The organism is Emticicia soli (assembly GCF_037860775.1).
Taxonomy (GTDB): domain Bacteria; phylum Bacteroidota; class Bacteroidia; order Cytophagales; family Spirosomataceae; genus Emticicia; species Emticicia soli.
In genome coordinates, this window is record NZ_JBBEWC010000007.1 from 201,107 (window position 1) to 217,694 (window position 16,588).

General features: G+C 38.3%; 14 protein-coding genes. 10 read left to right on the forward strand and 4 right to left on the reverse strand.

From position 1 onward, the window contains the following. Positions 1-83 precede the first annotated feature (83 nt). The 5 genes from WAE64_RS12935 to WAE64_RS12955 all read left to right on the forward strand — a co-directional run bounded on the left by WAE64_RS12935 (position 84) and on the right by WAE64_RS12955 (position 6,326). Positions 84-626 (forward strand): hypothetical protein, encoded by a 543-nt coding sequence (locus WAE64_RS12935; protein ID WP_340237066.1) that lies wholly within the window; start codon positions 84-86, stop codon positions 624-626. A gap of 189 nt (positions 627-815) precedes the next feature. Continuing rightward, positions 816-1,451, forward strand: a complete 636-nt coding sequence (locus WAE64_RS12940) for a peroxiredoxin (protein ID WP_340237068.1) — start codon at positions 816-818, stop codon at positions 1,449-1,451. A gap of 134 nt (positions 1,452-1,585) precedes the next feature. Further along, positions 1,586-2,395 (forward strand): glycoside hydrolase family 25 protein, encoded by an 810-nt coding sequence (locus tag WAE64_RS12945; protein WP_340237070.1) that lies wholly within the window; start codon positions 1,586-1,588, stop codon positions 2,393-2,395. A gap of 76 nt (positions 2,396-2,471) precedes the next feature. Continuing rightward, positions 2,472-4,115 carry a glucose-6-phosphate isomerase gene (gene pgi, locus WAE64_RS12950; protein ID WP_340237072.1) on the forward strand — a complete coding sequence of 548 codons (1,644 nt, stop codon included), beginning with the start codon at positions 2,472-2,474 and terminating at the stop codon, positions 4,113-4,115. 348 nt (positions 4,116-4,463) lie between these two features. Continuing rightward, positions 4,464-6,326 (forward strand): LysM peptidoglycan-binding domain-containing protein, encoded by a 1,863-nt coding sequence (locus WAE64_RS12955; protein WP_340237073.1) that lies wholly within the window; start codon positions 4,464-4,466, stop codon positions 6,324-6,326. 61 nt (positions 6,327-6,387) lie between these two features. On the opposite strand, the gene WAE64_RS12960 is transcribed toward WAE64_RS12955, so the two are convergent. After that, a complete protein-coding gene (locus WAE64_RS12960) occupies positions 6,388-7,323 on the reverse strand; it encodes a formylglycine-generating enzyme family protein (RefSeq protein WP_340237075.1) in 936 nt (311 codons plus the stop codon). Between the two features lie 41 nt (positions 7,324-7,364). Then, positions 7,365-8,723, reverse strand: coding sequence for a hypothetical protein (locus tag WAE64_RS12965; protein WP_340237077.1), 1,359 nt, complete (start codon positions 8,721-8,723; stop codon positions 7,365-7,367). A gap of 128 nt (positions 8,724-8,851) precedes the next feature. Here WAE64_RS12965 and WAE64_RS12970 point away from each other — a divergent pair, with 128 nt between their 5' ends. Both WAE64_RS12970 and WAE64_RS12975 read left to right on the forward strand, forming a co-directional pair. Then, positions 8,852-10,000: a glycosyltransferase family 4 protein gene (locus tag WAE64_RS12970; RefSeq protein WP_340237079.1), complete on the forward strand. Its 1,149-nt coding sequence runs from the start codon at positions 8,852-8,854 to the stop codon at positions 9,998-10,000. Next, a complete protein-coding gene (locus tag WAE64_RS12975; protein WP_340237081.1) occupies positions 9,987-11,039 on the forward strand; it encodes an acyltransferase family protein in 1,053 nt (350 codons plus the stop codon). Before WAE64_RS12970 ends, WAE64_RS12975 begins: the two co-directional genes overlap by 14 nt. On the opposite strand, the gene WAE64_RS12980 is transcribed toward WAE64_RS12975, so the two are convergent. Then, positions 11,036-12,214, reverse strand: a complete 1,179-nt coding sequence (locus tag WAE64_RS12980) for an SGNH/GDSL hydrolase family protein (protein ID WP_340237086.1) — start codon at positions 12,212-12,214, stop codon at positions 11,036-11,038. The two genes, WAE64_RS12975 and WAE64_RS12980, sit on opposite strands and share 4 nt — an antisense overlap. 85 nt (positions 12,215-12,299) lie before the next feature. Here WAE64_RS12980 and WAE64_RS12985 point away from each other — a divergent pair, with 85 nt between their 5' ends. The 3 genes from WAE64_RS12985 to WAE64_RS12995 are packed head-to-tail and all read left to right on the forward strand — an operon-like array spanning position 12,300 to position 14,926. Then, on the forward strand, positions 12,300-13,262 hold the full coding sequence (locus tag WAE64_RS12985; RefSeq protein ID WP_340237089.1) for a vWA domain-containing protein: 963 nt from the start codon (positions 12,300-12,302) through the stop codon (positions 13,260-13,262). A gap of 20 nt (positions 13,263-13,282) precedes the next feature. Then, positions 13,283-13,942 carry a tetratricopeptide repeat protein gene (locus WAE64_RS12990; protein ID WP_340237090.1) on the forward strand — a complete coding sequence of 220 codons (660 nt, stop codon included), beginning with the start codon at positions 13,283-13,285 and terminating at the stop codon, positions 13,940-13,942. A 36-nt stretch (positions 13,943-13,978) separates the two neighbouring features. Beyond that, positions 13,979-14,926: a phosphoribosylaminoimidazolesuccinocarboxamide synthase gene (locus tag WAE64_RS12995; protein ID WP_340237092.1), complete on the forward strand. Its 948-nt coding sequence runs from the start codon at positions 13,979-13,981 to the stop codon at positions 14,924-14,926. A 71-nt stretch (positions 14,927-14,997) separates the two neighbouring features. Here the strand turns inward: WAE64_RS12995 and WAE64_RS13000 are convergent, their stop codons facing one another. After that, complete coding sequence (locus WAE64_RS13000; protein ID WP_340237094.1) at positions 14,998-16,503, reverse strand: glutamate synthase subunit beta; 1,506 nt, start codon at positions 16,501-16,503, stop codon at positions 14,998-15,000. Positions 16,504-16,588: the final 85 nt, after the last annotated feature.

Sequence of the window (16,588 nt, forward strand, 5' to 3'; positions counted from 1 at the left end):
TAAATCAATATAATTAAGTGATGATACCCTAAACAGAAGTTTTCGCAGACAAATTTTTATTAGACTTTAAAATTTTTCTAATCATGAAAACGAATTTGTTATCGCTTATGCTGATTTCAGCAATTGCTTACGCCTGCCAGACAGCCAATTCGTCTACGACTGGTTTCACTGACCTCGAAAAAGAGAAAAAAGAAATCATGGCTGTTATTCAATCCGAAACTGATTGTTTTTTTAAGAGAGATTATAATTGTTGGCAAAACCAATTTGCTCACTCTGACTATTCGTATCAGGCTTGGAGTAACGCCGATGGAACTTTTGATGCCAGCGTAGGTTGGGAAAGTATCAATAAAAACCTCGGCAAGTTTATAAAAGAAAATCCTGCTGAAAAAGAAGAGGCAGGTAATAGCCACCCAATTGTGAAACGTGAAAATGTGCGTTTCAAATTCTACGGAAACAATGCCGCTCATCTTACCTGGGACCAATACAATAGCGACCGTAACCAGAAGTATTTCTTGCAGAGTAAAGAAGTACGCTTGATGGAAAAACTCAACGGGCAATGGAAAATTGTGAATGTTTCAGCATTCTGGAATTATAAAAACAAAATTCCATTGGCACAGATTCAGTAATATTAATCTTACTATCAGGAGGCTTTGAAAGAAGCCTCTTTTGTTTTATAATTAATGCTTGAAGTTCGGGCTACCTGACCGTTTTTTTCTTTACATTTGGAACTAAAATAAATACAAATACATTATCTACTAAACTAGTAGATTATTGTCGCTATTAAATATTATTCATCTTTTTAAAATATAAAGCTTATGTCACTTAGATTAGGAGATATCGCACCTGACTTCACAGCAGAAACCACACAGGGAACAATCAATTTTCATGAATGGCTCGGAAACTCATGGGGCTTATTGTTTTCACATCCGGCCGATTTTACACCTGTTTGTACAACCGAATTAGGCAAAACAGCACTTTTAAGAGGTGAGTTCGAAAGAAGAAATGTAAAAGTTATTGCTGTTTCAGTTGATGATTTAGATTCTCATAACAAATGGGTGCCAGATATTCAGGAAGTAAACAATGTTGAGGTTAATTTTCCTATCATTGCCGACGGAGACCGTAACGTGGCTACATTATACGATATGATTCACCCAAATGCTTCTGAAAAAGCAACAGTGCGCTCAGTATTTGTTATCGGGCCAGATAAAAAAATCAAATTGACTTTAACATATCCTGCCTCAACAGGCCGTAATTTCCAGGAGATTCTAAGAGTTATCGATTCTCTTCAATTAACTGCCAATTATCAGGTTGCTACACCAGCCGATTGGAAAGATGGTGATGATACCATTGTAGTACCTGCGGTGTCAACAGAAGATGCGATTGCTAAATTCCCGAAAGGTGTAAACGTGGTAAAACCTTACTTGAGATACACTCCGCAACCGAATAAATAAGATTCGCTGAAATACATTTTTCTCAGAAAACCGAAAGCAAAAACTTTCGGTTTTTATTTTTTGATTATTTTTGCACAATATTTGCGATAAGAATAGCATTAGAATTATCGATAAAGACTTCGCTATTGCGTCTAATGAAAAGAAAGAAAAAGACCCTGATACAGCCAGCCGCTAATCAACAAAAACCGTTGGTAAAGCGATTATTCAATCTAAAGACACTCTATGCTTTTGTTGTTATTGCGCTTATCATCTTATATCCGGTTTATGTAAGCGATGGACAGAAATGGACTTATATTGACAGCTTTGGCATTAAAGTACCTTTGCGCTATACACTCCATGGTATTGATGTATCGCACCATAATAAAAAGATTGATTGGCATAAAGTAAAAAATAGTAACGAAAACGTAGGTGTGAGTTTTTGCTTTATTAAAGCCACCGAAGGAACAGACCTGAAAGACAAAGATTTTAAGTATAACTGGAAAGAAGCCAAAAAGGCTGGTTTAAGAAGAGGGGCTTACCATTTTTATGTTCCGTGGGCTGACCCCGTGCTTCAAGCAAAAAACTTTATAAATACAGTCTCGCTCGAAGAGGGTGACTTTGTTCCGGTGATAGATTTTGAAATACAAGGTCTCAACAAAAAAGTAAGACAGAACCTGGTGGCCAATGTAACCACATTTGCCGAACGGCTGAAAAGCCATTATGGTGTTACACCCATTATTTATACAAACAGGCACATTTATCGTCAATATATAAAAGGTAATTTTGATTCTTACCCACTTTGGATGTCAGATTATGACAGCCGAAAACTAGAAGGATACGAGAATTCGAAGCTAATGCTATGGCAACACAGCACCAATGGCCGCCTTGATGGCATCAGCGGTGATGTAGATTTTAATGTTTTTGTAGCATCTAAAAGTCATTTAGACGATATTTGCGTAAAATAAAGCCTATTCCTACCCCTTTAAGGAAAAATACTAATCAAATCAAGACCTCACGTTAGGGGACGGAGGTATTTATACTATGCTACCTACTACAAATTTTACCCAAACTCCGGCATTTAAAAAACTAAAAAGTCATCATAAAACCATGAGCAAAAAGCAATTGAAAGAGCTTTTTGCTGAAGATAAAAATCGTTTCAAGAAATACTCTTTGAAGTTCAACGATATTCTGCTTGATTATTCGAAAAACAATATCAACGGCCGTACAATCTCTTACCTAATTGAACTGGCTCGTGAGTGTAATCTTTCTGATGCCATTGAGCAGATGTTCAGCGGTGCTAAAATTAACCAAACTGAAAACCGTGCTGTGTTGCACGTTGCATTACGCAACAGAAGCAACAGCCCGATTCTGGTTGATGGCAACGATGTAATGCCTGATGTGAACGAAGTATTAGGCAAAATGAAAGAGTTCTCTGAGAAAGTTAACTCAGGTGCATGGAAAGGCTACACCAATAAAGCTATCACTGATATTGTTAATATCGGAATCGGTGGTTCAGACCTTGGCCCTGTAATGGCAACCGAAGCATTGAAGCCATACGCTAAAAAGCTGAAAGTACACTTTGTTTCTAATGTTGATGGCACGCACATTGCCGAGACACTGAAAAAGGTATCGCCGGAAACAACGCTTTTCATGATTGCCTCAAAAACTTTTACAACACAAGAGACAATGGCTAATGCGCATTCGGCTCGTAGTTGGTTTTTGAATACGGCAGTTGACGAAGAGTTTGTGAAAAAACACTTTGTGGCTATCTCAACCAATCAGAAAGAAGTAGAAAAGTTTGGTATTGACCCTGCCAACATGTTCGGTTTCTGGGATTGGGTAGGGGGCCGCTACTCTCTATGGTCGGCCATTGGTTTGTCAATCGCTTGTTATATTGGGTTTGATAATTTCGAAGCCTTACTGACAGGTGCACACGAAATGGACAACCACTTTAGAAGCACGCCATTCGAAAAAAACATTCCTGTAATATTAGCCCTTTTGGGTGTTTGGTATAATAATTTCTATGGTGCAGAATCGCACGCTATTTTACCTTACGACCAATATATGCACCGTTTTGCTGCCTATTTCCAACAAGGCGATATGGAATCGAACGGTAAGTATGTAGACCGCAATGGTAATAAAGTTGATTACCAAACAGGGCCAATCATCTGGGGAGAACCGGGTACAAATGGGCAGCATGCATTTTATCAGTTAATACACCAGGGTACTAAACTGATTCCTGCTGATTTTATTGCGCCTGCAATCTCGCACAACCCGCTTGGCGACCACCATAAAATGTTATTGTCAAACTTCTTTGCACAAACCGAAGCTTTAATGAACGGGAAGTCGTTGGAAGAAGTGTTGCAAGAACTAGCTGGAAAATCGCAGGAAGAAATCGACAAGATTGCACCATACAAGGTTTTTCAAGGCAACAGACCAACTAACTCAATTCTGGTGAAGAAAATAACACCTAAAACTTTGGGAAGCCTGATAGCTGCTTACGAGCACAAGATTTTTGTGCAGGGGGTTATCTGGAACATCTTTAGTTTCGACCAATGGGGTGTTGAACTTGGTAAACAATTAGCTAATAAGATATACCCTGAATTGCAAAATGACGCCGCAGTAGCATCGCACGATACTTCTACCAATGGTTTGATAAACCAATATAAAAAGTGGAGAAAATAAGCTATTTTATTATAACCTGTTGTAAACCAGCAGGTTATATTTTTGTTTAAATATTTTCATTTTTTTTTGAAAAAATTATTTTAATAGAAATTATAAAAAAAAATGGCGTTTACATTTGGAAATATCAAACCCATATTTTACTTTAGCATCAGAATTACAAATAAGCTTTCCTAATTAAAAAAAAAATGGTTAAACCGCACACAAAGGTAGGCCATGGCGAGAACGCAAGTTCGAACTCAAACCCAACGTAAAGTTATCAACTGTTATGGGAGATGCGTATGCGTCTCCCATTTACAGTAGCAATGAATCTAAAAAATGGACTTACGTGCTTTTAGAAATATTGTTTACTTGAATTTACTACTGGGTTGTTGGTTGAACAATAGTTTGTTGGCAGCAAACCCATACAACCCAGTAGTTCCTAATGAGGTTAAATTTGCGAATGTTACCTTTCAACTGAATGATGTTACAAAATATCTGGTTCAGGCTGAAATGAAAGACATTCTTTCTAACCGACAAGTGCTTTTAAACAAGCTCGAAAAAATCTCATTGTTCTTTCCCATCGTTGAACCAATTCTTAGAGAACAGGGCGTACCTGATGATTTTAGGTTTTTGGTCAATTATGATAAATTTCAGTCATCAATTGAGCGTAACGGGCGCCCGGAAGCAGGAGTATTCTGGTGTTTAGACCGCCAGAAAGCCGAAGAAGTTGATTTGCAGATGAATGCGCAGATTGATGAACGGAAACATCTGCTTATGGCCACAAGAGGCGCTGCACTTTGCTTAAAGAGAAATAACGTATTATATAATAATTGGGGAGCAACGCTTTATTCGCTCATTGCCCACAAAAAAATCGTAAATCAGCTAGAGGTAAACCGCAGGTGGGCCAATACAAGAAGCAATGAAAACGAATACATTGCACTAGATAGCCCGGCTTATATGGCGCTTTTGGAGTTTCTGGCCTATAAGCTCGTAATAGAGCAAGAGCTGCCTGCATACAAACCACAAGTGCCAAAAATCGTATATGAATACCCGTACAGTAGAGCTAAAAGCCTGAATCGCATTTCGGCAGAACTGAAAACAGATTTATCTGTACTGACAGAATACAACCAGTGGTTATTGGCCAAGACTGTACCCGATACCGATTGTCAGGTATTGGTAGTTATACCCATAAGCCGTTTCAACGACATTAGGGTTTTAACCGAACTCTCAAAAAAGTCGGGCATACCTACAAAAGATTTAGGTTTTCCGATATTAAAAAAAGAAAACGACCAGGCAAAGAACAAAGGTAAAGGCGGAATCTTCTATCAGATAAACCACCTGCCGGGTATTCAAGCCGAAATGTGTGATAATGCCGTAACCTTGGCATATAAAGCCGATATTCCGCTCAAAAAATTTGTTGAATACAACGATATAAAAGAAAACGACTTGCTGCAAATAGGGCAGGTTTACTATTTAGAGAGTAAGAGTGCCAAAGCGAGTGTCCCATTTCATGTTGTACGTGAGGGAGAGACTTTATGGAGTATCTCCCACATTTACGGTGTTAAATTAGAAAATTTGTTAAAAAATAACAGATTTGAGACAATTCAACGTTTACAAAGAGGAAGGGTTATTTGGTTGCAGGCGGCCAGACCTAAAAATAAACCGGTAGAGTATATTAATATGCCTGACGAACTAGAGGCGATTGATGAGATTGTAAGGGCAGAAAGTAATCTTGAGTTTAACGAGGATGCATTGAATAAAGAGCCGATAAAAGCTGATACCGTTGTATTAGTTGAAAAGGAAGTAGTATTGGCTGAGAAAGAAAAAGTAGCAATAAAAGAAAGTAAAAAAGATACAGGTAAAGAGATAGCACAGGAAACAAAAACGCAGGAATTAAATTCAGCAGCTTTGGCACAAGAAATTAGGAAAGAAGAAACAAAGAACTTAAATTTGCCAAATAACGTTGATATTAAAGCCGATACTCCTCAGGTTCAGAAAAAACAAGAAACAGAGAGTAAAGCTACACCTGCGACATCACCTGAGCGCACTAATACCGTAAAAAATAAAACCATTGAGCAAGGAAATTTTTTGAACCACACGGTCAAGAAAGACGATACCTTGTTTAAGATTTCAGTAAATTACAATGTGACACTTGAAGAATTGTGGAGATTAAACAATTTAACAAGCAATATTGTGGAGGTTGGAGTAATACTGAAAATTAGACGTTTGTAATAGTATAGATTCACTCAATAGCTCAGATTAGCCTCTGCCACTGGTGGGGGCTAATTTTTTATTAAATGTCTTTTATACAACGAAAGCCCACGTGCATTAGGCTTGTCTCTGGTGTTGTAAATGACCTGCCCGAAACTCTGTAACCATGACACCACGATGGCTCGCATAAAAAAGAACCACCACGCTGTACTTTTTCTTTTTTCTCATCTGTTTCCGTAGATGTTTTTGCTAAAATATCAGCATAATTGGTTCGCCAATCTTCACACCATTCCCATACATTGCCACACATATCGTATATGCCTAAAGGAGAAGCACTATAATTGCCAACCGGAGCAGCAAAATGAAACCCATCAAGCGCTTTATCAAAAGTCGGAAAAGTGCCGTTCCATGTATTAGCCAGATATTTATCACCGGCTACAAGTTCATTTCCGAACGGATAGAGTAATTTTGAGTTAGTACCATTGCGGGCAGCGTGTTCCCATTCAATTTCGTAGGGTAAGCGTTTGCCTGCCCATTGTGCATAAGCCTTCGCATCGTTCCACGATACCTGCGTTACAGGATAATTATCAGGAGCTTTCTCAGCTTTTCTACCATACGGGTACTCCCAGTTTGCTCCTTTTTCTAAAACCCATTGCTTGGTTTCTTCATTCAGAGTGCCACCATCGCCAAATTTTTCAGCTTCGGTCTGGTACTTGGTTGCTTCAATAAACTTTCTGAAATCTGCCACACTTACTTCGTGGGCATCAATCAGGAAGGGTTTTACTTTTACCCAGAAAGTGGGTTTTTCCCAATCTACACCATCTTTAGCACCAATTTGAGTAAAGCCACCCGGTACATAAACCATTCCGGCAGGAAGATTTTTTGGAGGAGAATTAACCGCAGTTTTTTCTTCTGGTTCTGCTTGGTAAATAGTAATGTTCTCTGAAAACTGATAAGAATCAACTTCTTTTTTACACGAAAAAAGCAATACAAAGAATAATACACATAGATACCTCATACCAAAGTAAGAATAAAAAAGCTTAAGAAACCCATAAATTTTTAATTGACTAGTGCAGTTTGCGGCTGTTTCACAATCGGAACCCGTTTATAATTGAGTGCAAAACGGGCCACAAAAATCATGGCAGTCCATCGCTGATAATCATAAGGCATTCCCATTGTAAAATTCTGTATGGCTGTTACCAGAAATACATAGGCAACAAAAAGCGTAAAGTTATTGCTAGGCTTAAAAACTTCTTTTGCAACCCAATAAAGTAACACAATGTGGAGTGTAGTAAATACAAAGAAACCCATTATGCCAAGGTCGTTTAGCGTCTGGAAAATAGGAGAGTCGATATATTTATGGTGGTAGCCATTGCCAAAAATCACCGTAAGCCAATCACCATCTTCAAGCCTTTCGTCAATACTTTTAAAGAGGTTTGTAATATTGGTTACACGTGTAGAGGCCGAATCATCACCTGCCAGTTTTACGCTTGAGGCGGTCTTGGTATCGGTTAGTGAGGTAACAATCCTTTCTATCCGGTCGGTTATGATTGACGATACGTTGATAAAGTACTCATCAAAGCGGGTATAGTTCCAAAGGTAATAAACCCCACCGCAAGCCATCAGAAACAACACTAAACCTTGCCAGCCAAACATCCATTTCAGTACTTTATAAATGTTATGGGCATTGATGCTTGACAAATAATATAAGAAGAAAAATACACCCGTAACAAGGATAATAGCCATCGCCTGGCACAATGCTACAACCAACAGCATTAATAGCACGCTGCCTATATAAAACAAACGCCATAGCATTCTTTTCTCATTCGAGAGTAATATAATTCCGGCCACAACCCCCGAATAAGCACTTTTTGCATAGATATGTGGGTTTCCCATAGCCGACATCTCATCATCGCCGCCAAAGCTGATAGAAGCACGCATACCAATTACATACATCGGGTTACGGAATATATAATAGAGTAGGCTTAAACCACCTATGAGGCATATAATGAGCGAAAAGAATAAGAAATTCTCTTTCAGAGAGTTAATGGATGTTCCGGCAAAAATAAACATTGATAACAGAATAACACCTTGATACACAAGCTCAACGGTTGTGTTAGTAAACCAACCTCTATTAGGTGCATAAACCGCCAGATAAAAGAGTGCAATAACTGAATAAGCAATACAAAGCAGATAGCCCAATGTATTGGTCTGATAAACTCGCTTGATAGTAAACGGAAATGCAATCAACAAACTGCCAATAGTTAGCGCAGCAGTAAAAGCAGTACTATTAGGAGCTAATTTTAGGCCGTCCCGAAGGAAATAGATGATTGGAGCTCCAAAAAAGAAAAAGCTCAAACCCAGACTCTGCCTGTATTTTAATAACTTATTAAGTATGAAGTCTATGTAGATTGCCATCTTTAAATTTTTTACAAATATACTCTACCTAGTTCTAATTGTCATTTATTATCCTTGAATTTTCTATTTTAAGGCCGAAAATTTCTTAATTTTGGGGCATTGTTATTAAAAGAAAAAAACGGCAACGAATGAGGATACTTATCATTCATCAATATCTTTGGTCTCATTATAAAGGCAAAATTTATTCAGAACTTCAGAAAATAGTCAATACGCATAAAAACGATGAATTATTAGTTCTCCAGACTTCATTAAACGAAATAACCCGTGCTAACCTTGGGCCAGTTGATAGAAGCATTCATCAATACAACTATCAGGTTTTGGTTGATGATTATTATGAGAACATACCTAATACGACACGCGCTAAGAAAATGTTGTATTGGGTGCGTAAATTCAAACCCGATGTGGTGAATATTTCAGGCTATTATGAGCCTGCCATGAATACTGTGCTCTTTTACTGCCGCCTGGTTGGTATCAAAGTTATTATTTCTGTTGATTCTACCGAAGAAGACAAACCAAATATCTGGTGGAAAGAGGCTATCAAGCGCTTTGTAGTAAACAGGGCTCAGGGGTTTTTCTGTTATGGCTCAAAAGCAGCTGAATATATGCTGAAATTCGGTGCAAAACCGCATCAGATTTTACTCGAAAATAATGCCGTCGATAACCAGAAGATTGCATCTATCTACAAAGAAGCCTACCAGACCAGAGAAACTGAAAAAGCAAAGTATGGCCTTAGACCATTTAATTTTATTTATACCGGCCGATTGATGGCCATTAAGAATGTTGCTAATTTATTGATTGCTTTTGCTAAATTAAAACCGCAAAACTGGGGACTGGTTATTTTAGGCGACGGTGCCGAAGGCGAAAACCTTAGAAAGTATGTAGCCGACGAGCAACTGGAAGGTGTAACGTTTATAGAAGGGCAGGCATGGTATAATGTGCCTAAATTTATGGCACTGGGCGATGTTTTTGTACTACCTAGTTACTCAGAACCTTGGGGCTTGGTTGTAAACGAAGCCATGGTTGGTGGAATGCCCGTGATTGTATCTAATAAATGTGGTTCGTCTCATGATTTGGTGAAAAACGGTGAAAATGGATACACTTTTAATCCGTATGATACCGATGAACTAGCCGCAATTATGAAGAAATTTGTTGATGACCCTGATTTAATCAAGAGTTTTGGTGCTGTTTCACAATCAATAATTAAAAAATACTCTCCCGAACAAGTGGCGCAGGAAATGTACGATGGTTTTAAAAAAGTAATGTATGAACATAAATAGAACTAATAATTTTGATTTGATACGATTGATTGCTGCAATGCAGGTATTAATCTGGCACGGAGCAGTTCATTTCAAGATTTTTGATGATATGTACGGTTCCCTATCTGTACTGTTTCATTTTCCGGGGGTACCTGTTTTCTTTACAATAAGCGGCTTTCTGATTAGCTATTCGTTAGAGCGCAATAACTTTGATTTAAAGAAATATTTCAGAAACCGTGCCTTGAGGATCTATCCGGCTTTGTGGGTGTGTACCATCCTCACGGGTCTACTACTGATTTACTTTCTCAGACCAATTATAATCAAAGATTTACTTATCTGGTTTGTAGCTCAGATTACTTTCCTACAATTTTATGTAACACCTTCACTAAAAGCTTGGGGAGCAGGCCACCCGAACGGGAGTTTGTGGAGCATAGCTGTTGAGCTACAGTTTTATCTGATATTGCCAATTGTTTTGTACATAATCAATCGGGCAAAAAAACTACTGCATATCAATATCATTATTGCTATAATGTTTGTGCTGGCTGTTATGATGAGGTATGTTATCAATACTAATACGTGGATATTGAGCCACGAACTTTTGGCAAAGTTTTTAGGTAACACCGTATTTTATTACCTGTATTTCTTTCTGACGGGTATAGCTATCTATAAAAATTGGGGCTGGCTTGAAAAATTTCTGCGTGAAAAGGTTTTTATATGGTTAATTATTTATGTTGCCTATGTGCTTGTATTTCATACATGGCTAAAGCTCTATATAGACCCTTATGATGTTTCGGTATTTGGAATCATTGCCAACACTTTACTTTCATTATTCAGCCTTTCGTTTGCGTTCTCCTATATTAATCTGAGTAAAAATCTCTTAAACGAAAACGACATCTCTTATGGTATTTATATATACCATTTGCCTGTTATTAATACCATGCTTAGCTACGGCTTCTTTGGTAGTATCTGGGACTTAATAGTGATGGCCATTATTGTAAGTATCCTAGCCTATACATCGTGGAAACTGATAGAACAAAGGGCATTAAAAGCCAAGTTCTAAGGAACAAGGTTTTCACGTTTCAGCGTTTTATACAAATAATCTCCGCCAAGTGCATGCCCTTTGTCGTTCCAATGGAAGTCGACAGGTAAATAATATGTTTCAATCGGGTTCTTTTCTTTTACTATTTCATCTTTAAAAGAAAAGAATCTGATTTGATTATTTTTACAGTAATTATTCAGTTCTTCTTCTACTTGTATACGCCCTGATTTTTGATATTCTTCAAGCGATGTATGTGCCGGAATGTAAAAAACTACAAAATTAACCCCTTGTTTCTTGGTTTCTTTAGCTAAAGCCGATAGGTATTTATAAGTATGATACAGTGGTAAGCCTTTGGGGGCTTGTGCTTCTTGCGGTTGTGCTGCTGGGGTAGAAGCTGTATTTTTTTCTTGCGTCGTAGCCTTGGTAGTATCTTTTTGCGGTGCTTGTGCCGTTTGTTTATTTTCTGGCGTTGCCTGGCTTGTTTTGTTAGCATCGCTCACACGTTGGTTCCACATCATGCCTATATTGTAGCGAATCATCCCAAACAACTGCGAATTAGACGATAACCAGTTATAAAGCTTGTTATCAACGAGTTTATTCTTTTTCAATGCATTTACTTTGGCATAAGAATGCTCTTCATTAGCAATAATAGTGTCGTTTTCGATATGAAAATAGGCATTAGCCATGTTATCGGTCATATCGTTGTCGAAATAAAAATAAATAACCGTATTAGGGGCAAGTTCTTTGCCTCTTACCTGAAAAAACTTAAGCGCATAGTCGGTACCTGCGCCCGACACTCCGGCGTTAAGTACAGCAATGGTATCTTTATTAATCTTCTTTTCCAGAATATGTGCAAAAGTCTGGTCGTCGTTTACACCCCATCCGTAGGTAAACGAATCGCCAAGACAAAGTATCTTATGTGGATATTGCTGATAGTCGGCTACCTTGCGTGTATCACGCATGCCAATATCATTATTCTGATATTCGTAATAATATATCTTCGGAAAATCTTTAAAGCCTTTCTGGTTTGGTACGGGTATCATGCCACCGAGTTTTTCATCATAAAAGAACTGAACTGGTGATGTAACCTGTGGGAAAAATATCCGAACGATGAATTCGCCGATGAGGAGAGCTATTGAAATGCTAATGATAAAAGTCAGAACTAAAGGAAAAACTTTTCTAATCAAGGTAGACATTGAAATAATTTTTTGCAAATTTGTGTACTTTTCGCAAAGATAAATATTTTGCAGAGGGGAAACTAATGAAATATCATTATAAAGTATGAATTGGATAAAGCCTCTCACGCTGGTTGAATACGTTTTTATTGGCATATTTTTACTCGTATATATTGTATATTTTATACGTACCTACTTAATAGCCAAGCATTTGGGTACAACGGCTCGCTCGGTAGTTATTAAGTTTTTTATCAGAACGGGCTATCTGGGCCTTTGTATCATAGGCTTGTTAGGCCCTAGTTTTGGCGTAAATGAAATCGAAGCGCAAGCAAGTGGGAAAGACATCTATTTTGCTTTTGATGTTTCTCGCTCGATGGATGCCATAGATATTGAGCCTACAAGATTAGAAAAAGTAAAATTTGAACTGATTAAAAACCTGAATGCCATAAAGTCGGATAGGGTAGGAATAGTTGTTTTTTCGTCTAATGCGTATGTACATATACCCCTTACTTATGATAAAGATGCGCTAAAGCTATTCATTCAAAAATTAAGCAGCGATTTGTTTACAGAGTCAGGCACTGATGTTAATGAAGCACTCAAGTTGATACAAACAAAGTTTAATGCAAGCAATGCTTCCAACCGTAAGGCAAAGGCAATTATTATGATAAGTGATGGTGAAGACTTCGGGCAGTTGGAAACAAGCGTTATTCAGGATTTACGGAAAAACGGAGTAGGATTTCTGGTATTAGGGGTAGGAACGCCCGTTGGTGGCAAAATAAGAGAAGGTAGCGGATTTAAAAAGGATAAAAACGGGGCTGAAATTGTTTCAAAATTAGATGCAGATTATCTGAAACAGCTAGCAAGAGTTTTGAAAGGTAAGTATTTTCAACTTTCAAATCAGGTAAACGAAGTGCCGGCTATTCTGAAAGAAGTGTCGCAACTGGAAAGTAATTGGGTAGATTCCCGAAAAATGACAGTAGCCAATAACAAGTATCATTATTTTGTTTTTCTGGCGCTGATATTAATGATAATTGATATACTCATAACTATTCGCACAATTAAGCTCTAATTGTGCTTTAATATTATTTAATGAATACATGGTTCTATTATATTGTTCTGTTTTTTCTGAGCATTCGTACATTAACAAATGTTTCGGAACGTAACAGGCTTAAAATAGAAGCCGGAGCGGCTTTTATGAAAAAGAACTATGCCCTTGCAAGAGATAAATACCAGAATTTAGCCAGTATTTCGTTTAATCTGGAGCCCGAAGCACGCCTCAATATGGCTCATGCTTATTTCTTTACACAAGATACTTCAAGGGCTTTGCAGGAATATAAACGTTTGCTGAGGGTAAGCGACGAGGAGATTTTTACGGGTGCTTTAATTCAGATTGGTGTAATAAACGCCATGCAAAATGATAGTGCAACTGCCTTAAAGTTGTTTAAGGAAGCCTTACAGAAAAATCCGGCTAATCTTACAGCCCGATATAACTACGAATTGCTAAAAAAACGATTGCCTGATACCAATCCGCCTCCACCGCCGCCTCAATATCAGGACGAGCAAGAGCAGAACTCAGAAACGGTGCAATCGGAAGAGAAAAAGGATGACTTACAGTCGGTGAATCCGGAAAAAATGAGTAGAGAAAAGGCATTACAGATACTGGAAGCAATGAAAACGAATGAGTTACAGTATAACCCTCAAAGAAAGGACGCAAACAAGAAAAATGCCAAGAATGAGAAGGACTGGTAGAGGGAATGAAGTATATTTTAATTATTATTAACAAATATGACAGAAAATTCAGTAGTTAAAGAAACAAATTTCAATTTCGAGGGACAAACCGGGTTTTATCGTGGTAAAGTGCGTGATGTATATGATTTTGGCGATAAAGTAGTAATGATTGCCTCTGATAGAATTTCGGCTTTCGATGTAATTTTACCAAGACCAATCACTTCGAAAGGGCAGGTATTAAACCAGATTGCTTCTAAATTTCTTAACGCAACCAAAGATATTGCACCTAACTGGCTTCTGGCAACGCCAGACCCTAACGCATCGGTGGGTATTAAATGTGAGACTTTCCCGGTTGAAATGGTAGTAAGGGGATACCTTGTAGGCCATGCCTGGCGTACATATAAAAGTGGTCTTAGAACCCTTTGTGGTGTAAGCCTACCCGAAGGGATGGTCGAAAACCAGAAGTTCCCTACGCCGATTATTACACCCACTACAAAGGCACATGAGGGGCACGACGAAGATATTTCTCGTGAAGAAATCATAAGCCGAGGTTTGGTATCAGAAGAAAAATATGCTCAATTAGAGAAATATGCCTTGGCTCTTTTTGCACGAGGTACAGAGATGGCTGCTGAAAAAGGGCTGATTCTGGCTGATACGAAATATGAGTTTGGAGAAAAAGATGGTGTTATTTATCTGATAGACGAAATTCATACGCCTGACTCATCAAGATATTTTTATGCTGATGTGTATGAAGAAAATCTGGAAAAAGGCTTGCCTCAAAAACAGCTTTCAAAGGAGTTTGTAAGAGAATGGTTGATTGCTAACAATTTTCAAGGGAAAGAAGGGCAGACTATACCTGAAATGACTGATGAAAAAGTGGAGGAGATCTCAAAACGCTATATTGAGCTTTATGAGAAAGTAACAGGCGAAAAATTTGAGGCTTCGGCAAGTGGCGATGTTATTGCTCGTATTGAGGCCAATGTGAAGAATTACCTAAATAGCTAATACTTACAAATACACCATAAATAAATTGAGCCACACCTATGGTGCGGCTCAATCTTTTTCTGAAGATAAAATCAAATACCAATATAAGCCGGAGAAATCATAGAAACGGCTTTTGCTTCTAATAACGATTCTCCCATCAAATATTCGTCTACTTTTCTGGCGCACTCACGTCCTTCTGATATTGCCCACACAACCAAAGATTGTCCTCGACGCATATCGCCTGCTGCAAAAATTTTAGATTTATTTGTCTGATACTCCAATGCTTTAACATTTCTTCTTTCATCAACCTCAACTTCAAGTTGTTGTAATAAATCTTGTTGAGGATTCACAAAACCTGCGGCTATCAAGGCTAATTCGCAAGGAATTTCTCTTTCGTTCATTTCTACTCTGGTGCCATTGAACATAGCACTTTCCGAAATCAGAATCCCTTTCAGATTACCGTCAGAATCGCCGATATATTCTTTTACGTTGATGCTAAACAAACGTTCACAACCTTCTTCGTGCGATGTTGACGTACGTTTGGTCAAAGGCCAGTTTGGCCAAGGTGTAGTTTCTGCTCTGAATTTGTAATATGGTTGTTTTTTGTCATCAATGCCTGGTTCTGGCATAACCTCTACCTGGGTAATGCTTTTAGCTCCATGGCGGTTCGATGTACCCACGCAGTCAGAACCTGTATCGCCACCACCAATCACCATTACATTCTTTCCGGTAGCTAGTAGCTCGCCGTTAGCATAAGCATCGCCTTTATGGTCAGTAATACGTTCGATATCTGCAACACGTTTGTTTTGTTGGCTCAGAAACTCCATAGCAGGATAAATGCCTTTTAATTCTTTACCTTTAATATCAATCATTCTTGGTACTGTTGAGCCACCTGCAAGAACAATTGCATCAAAATCACGTACTAAATCGCTGGCTTTCACATTCACACCTACATTGGCATTGGTTTTAAAAACAATACCCTCTTGCTCCATTACAGCCACACGGCGTTTTACTACCGATTTATCTAATTTAAAATCAGGAATACCATATCTTAACAAACCACCGATTTCGTCAGCTCTTTCAAAAACTGTAACCCAGTGGCCTGCTTTATTTAATTGCGATGCCGCCGCCATACCTGCCGGGCCAGAGCCCACAACAGCCACTTTTTTACCTGTTCTTTTACTTGGTATATTTGGTTTTACCCAGCCATTTTCGTAGGCTTTTTCAATAATCGATTTCTCGATGTATTCAATAGCTACAGGCGGTTTATTTATCCCCAATACACAAGAGGCCTCGCAAGGCGCAGGGCAAATTCTGCCTGTAAACTCAGGAAAATTATTAGTTGAACTTAATATCTGATAAGCATACTCCCAGTTTTCTTCCCAAACAGCATCATTAAATTCTGGAATAATATTTCCAAGCGGGCAACCATTATGGCAAAACGGAACTCCACAATCCATACAACGAGCAGCTTGTTCGCGTGTTTGCTGGGCATCATAATTGGTTTCTACCTCATTATAATCTTTTTTTCTTTCGAGCACATCACGCTTTTGCGACGCGTGACGATCAAACTCTAAAAAACCGGTCGGTTTTCCCATTTCTTTATTATGATTTTGTGTATATCTTAGGTTGTTTATTTTCTGAAAGCTAAAACCTCATGTATCTTGAAGTTTCAGCTTTCAG

Bases quoted from the DNA above. Each gene is read 5' to 3' on its own strand.
- pgi (WP_340237072.1), top strand. From the start codon at position 2,472: ATGCTACCTACTACAAATTTTACCCAAACTCCGGCATTTAAAAAACTA.
- WAE64_RS12995 (WP_340237092.1), top strand. From the start codon at position 13,979: ATGACAGAAAATTCAGTAGTTAAAGAAACAAATTTCAATTTCGAGGGA.
- WAE64_RS12985 (WP_340237089.1), top strand. From the start codon at position 12,300: ATGAATTGGATAAAGCCTCTCACGCTGGTTGAATACGTTTTTATTGGC.
- WAE64_RS13000 (WP_340237094.1), bottom strand. From the start codon at position 16,503: ATGGGAAAACCGACCGGTTTTTTAGAGTTTGATCGTCACGCGTCGCAA.
- WAE64_RS12970 (WP_340237079.1), top strand. From the start codon at position 8,852: ATGAGGATACTTATCATTCATCAATATCTTTGGTCTCATTATAAAGGC.
- WAE64_RS12965 (WP_340237077.1), bottom strand. From the start codon at position 8,723: ATGGCAATCTACATAGACTTCATACTTAATAAGTTATTAAAATACAGG.
- WAE64_RS12945 (WP_340237070.1), top strand. From the start codon at position 1,586: ATGAAAAGAAAGAAAAAGACCCTGATACAGCCAGCCGCTAATCAACAA.
- WAE64_RS12960 (WP_340237075.1), bottom strand. From the start codon at position 7,323: ATGAGGTATCTATGTGTATTATTCTTTGTATTGCTTTTTTCGTGTAAA.
- WAE64_RS12980 (WP_340237086.1), bottom strand. From the start codon at position 12,214: ATGTCTACCTTGATTAGAAAAGTTTTTCCTTTAGTTCTGACTTTTATC.
- WAE64_RS12940 (WP_340237068.1), top strand. From the start codon at position 816: ATGTCACTTAGATTAGGAGATATCGCACCTGACTTCACAGCAGAAACC.
- WAE64_RS12975 (WP_340237081.1), top strand. From the start codon at position 9,987: ATGAACATAAATAGAACTAATAATTTTGATTTGATACGATTGATTGCT.
- WAE64_RS12935 (WP_340237066.1), top strand. From the start codon at position 84: ATGAAAACGAATTTGTTATCGCTTATGCTGATTTCAGCAATTGCTTAC.
- WAE64_RS12990 (WP_340237090.1), top strand. From the start codon at position 13,283: ATGAATACATGGTTCTATTATATTGTTCTGTTTTTTCTGAGCATTCGT.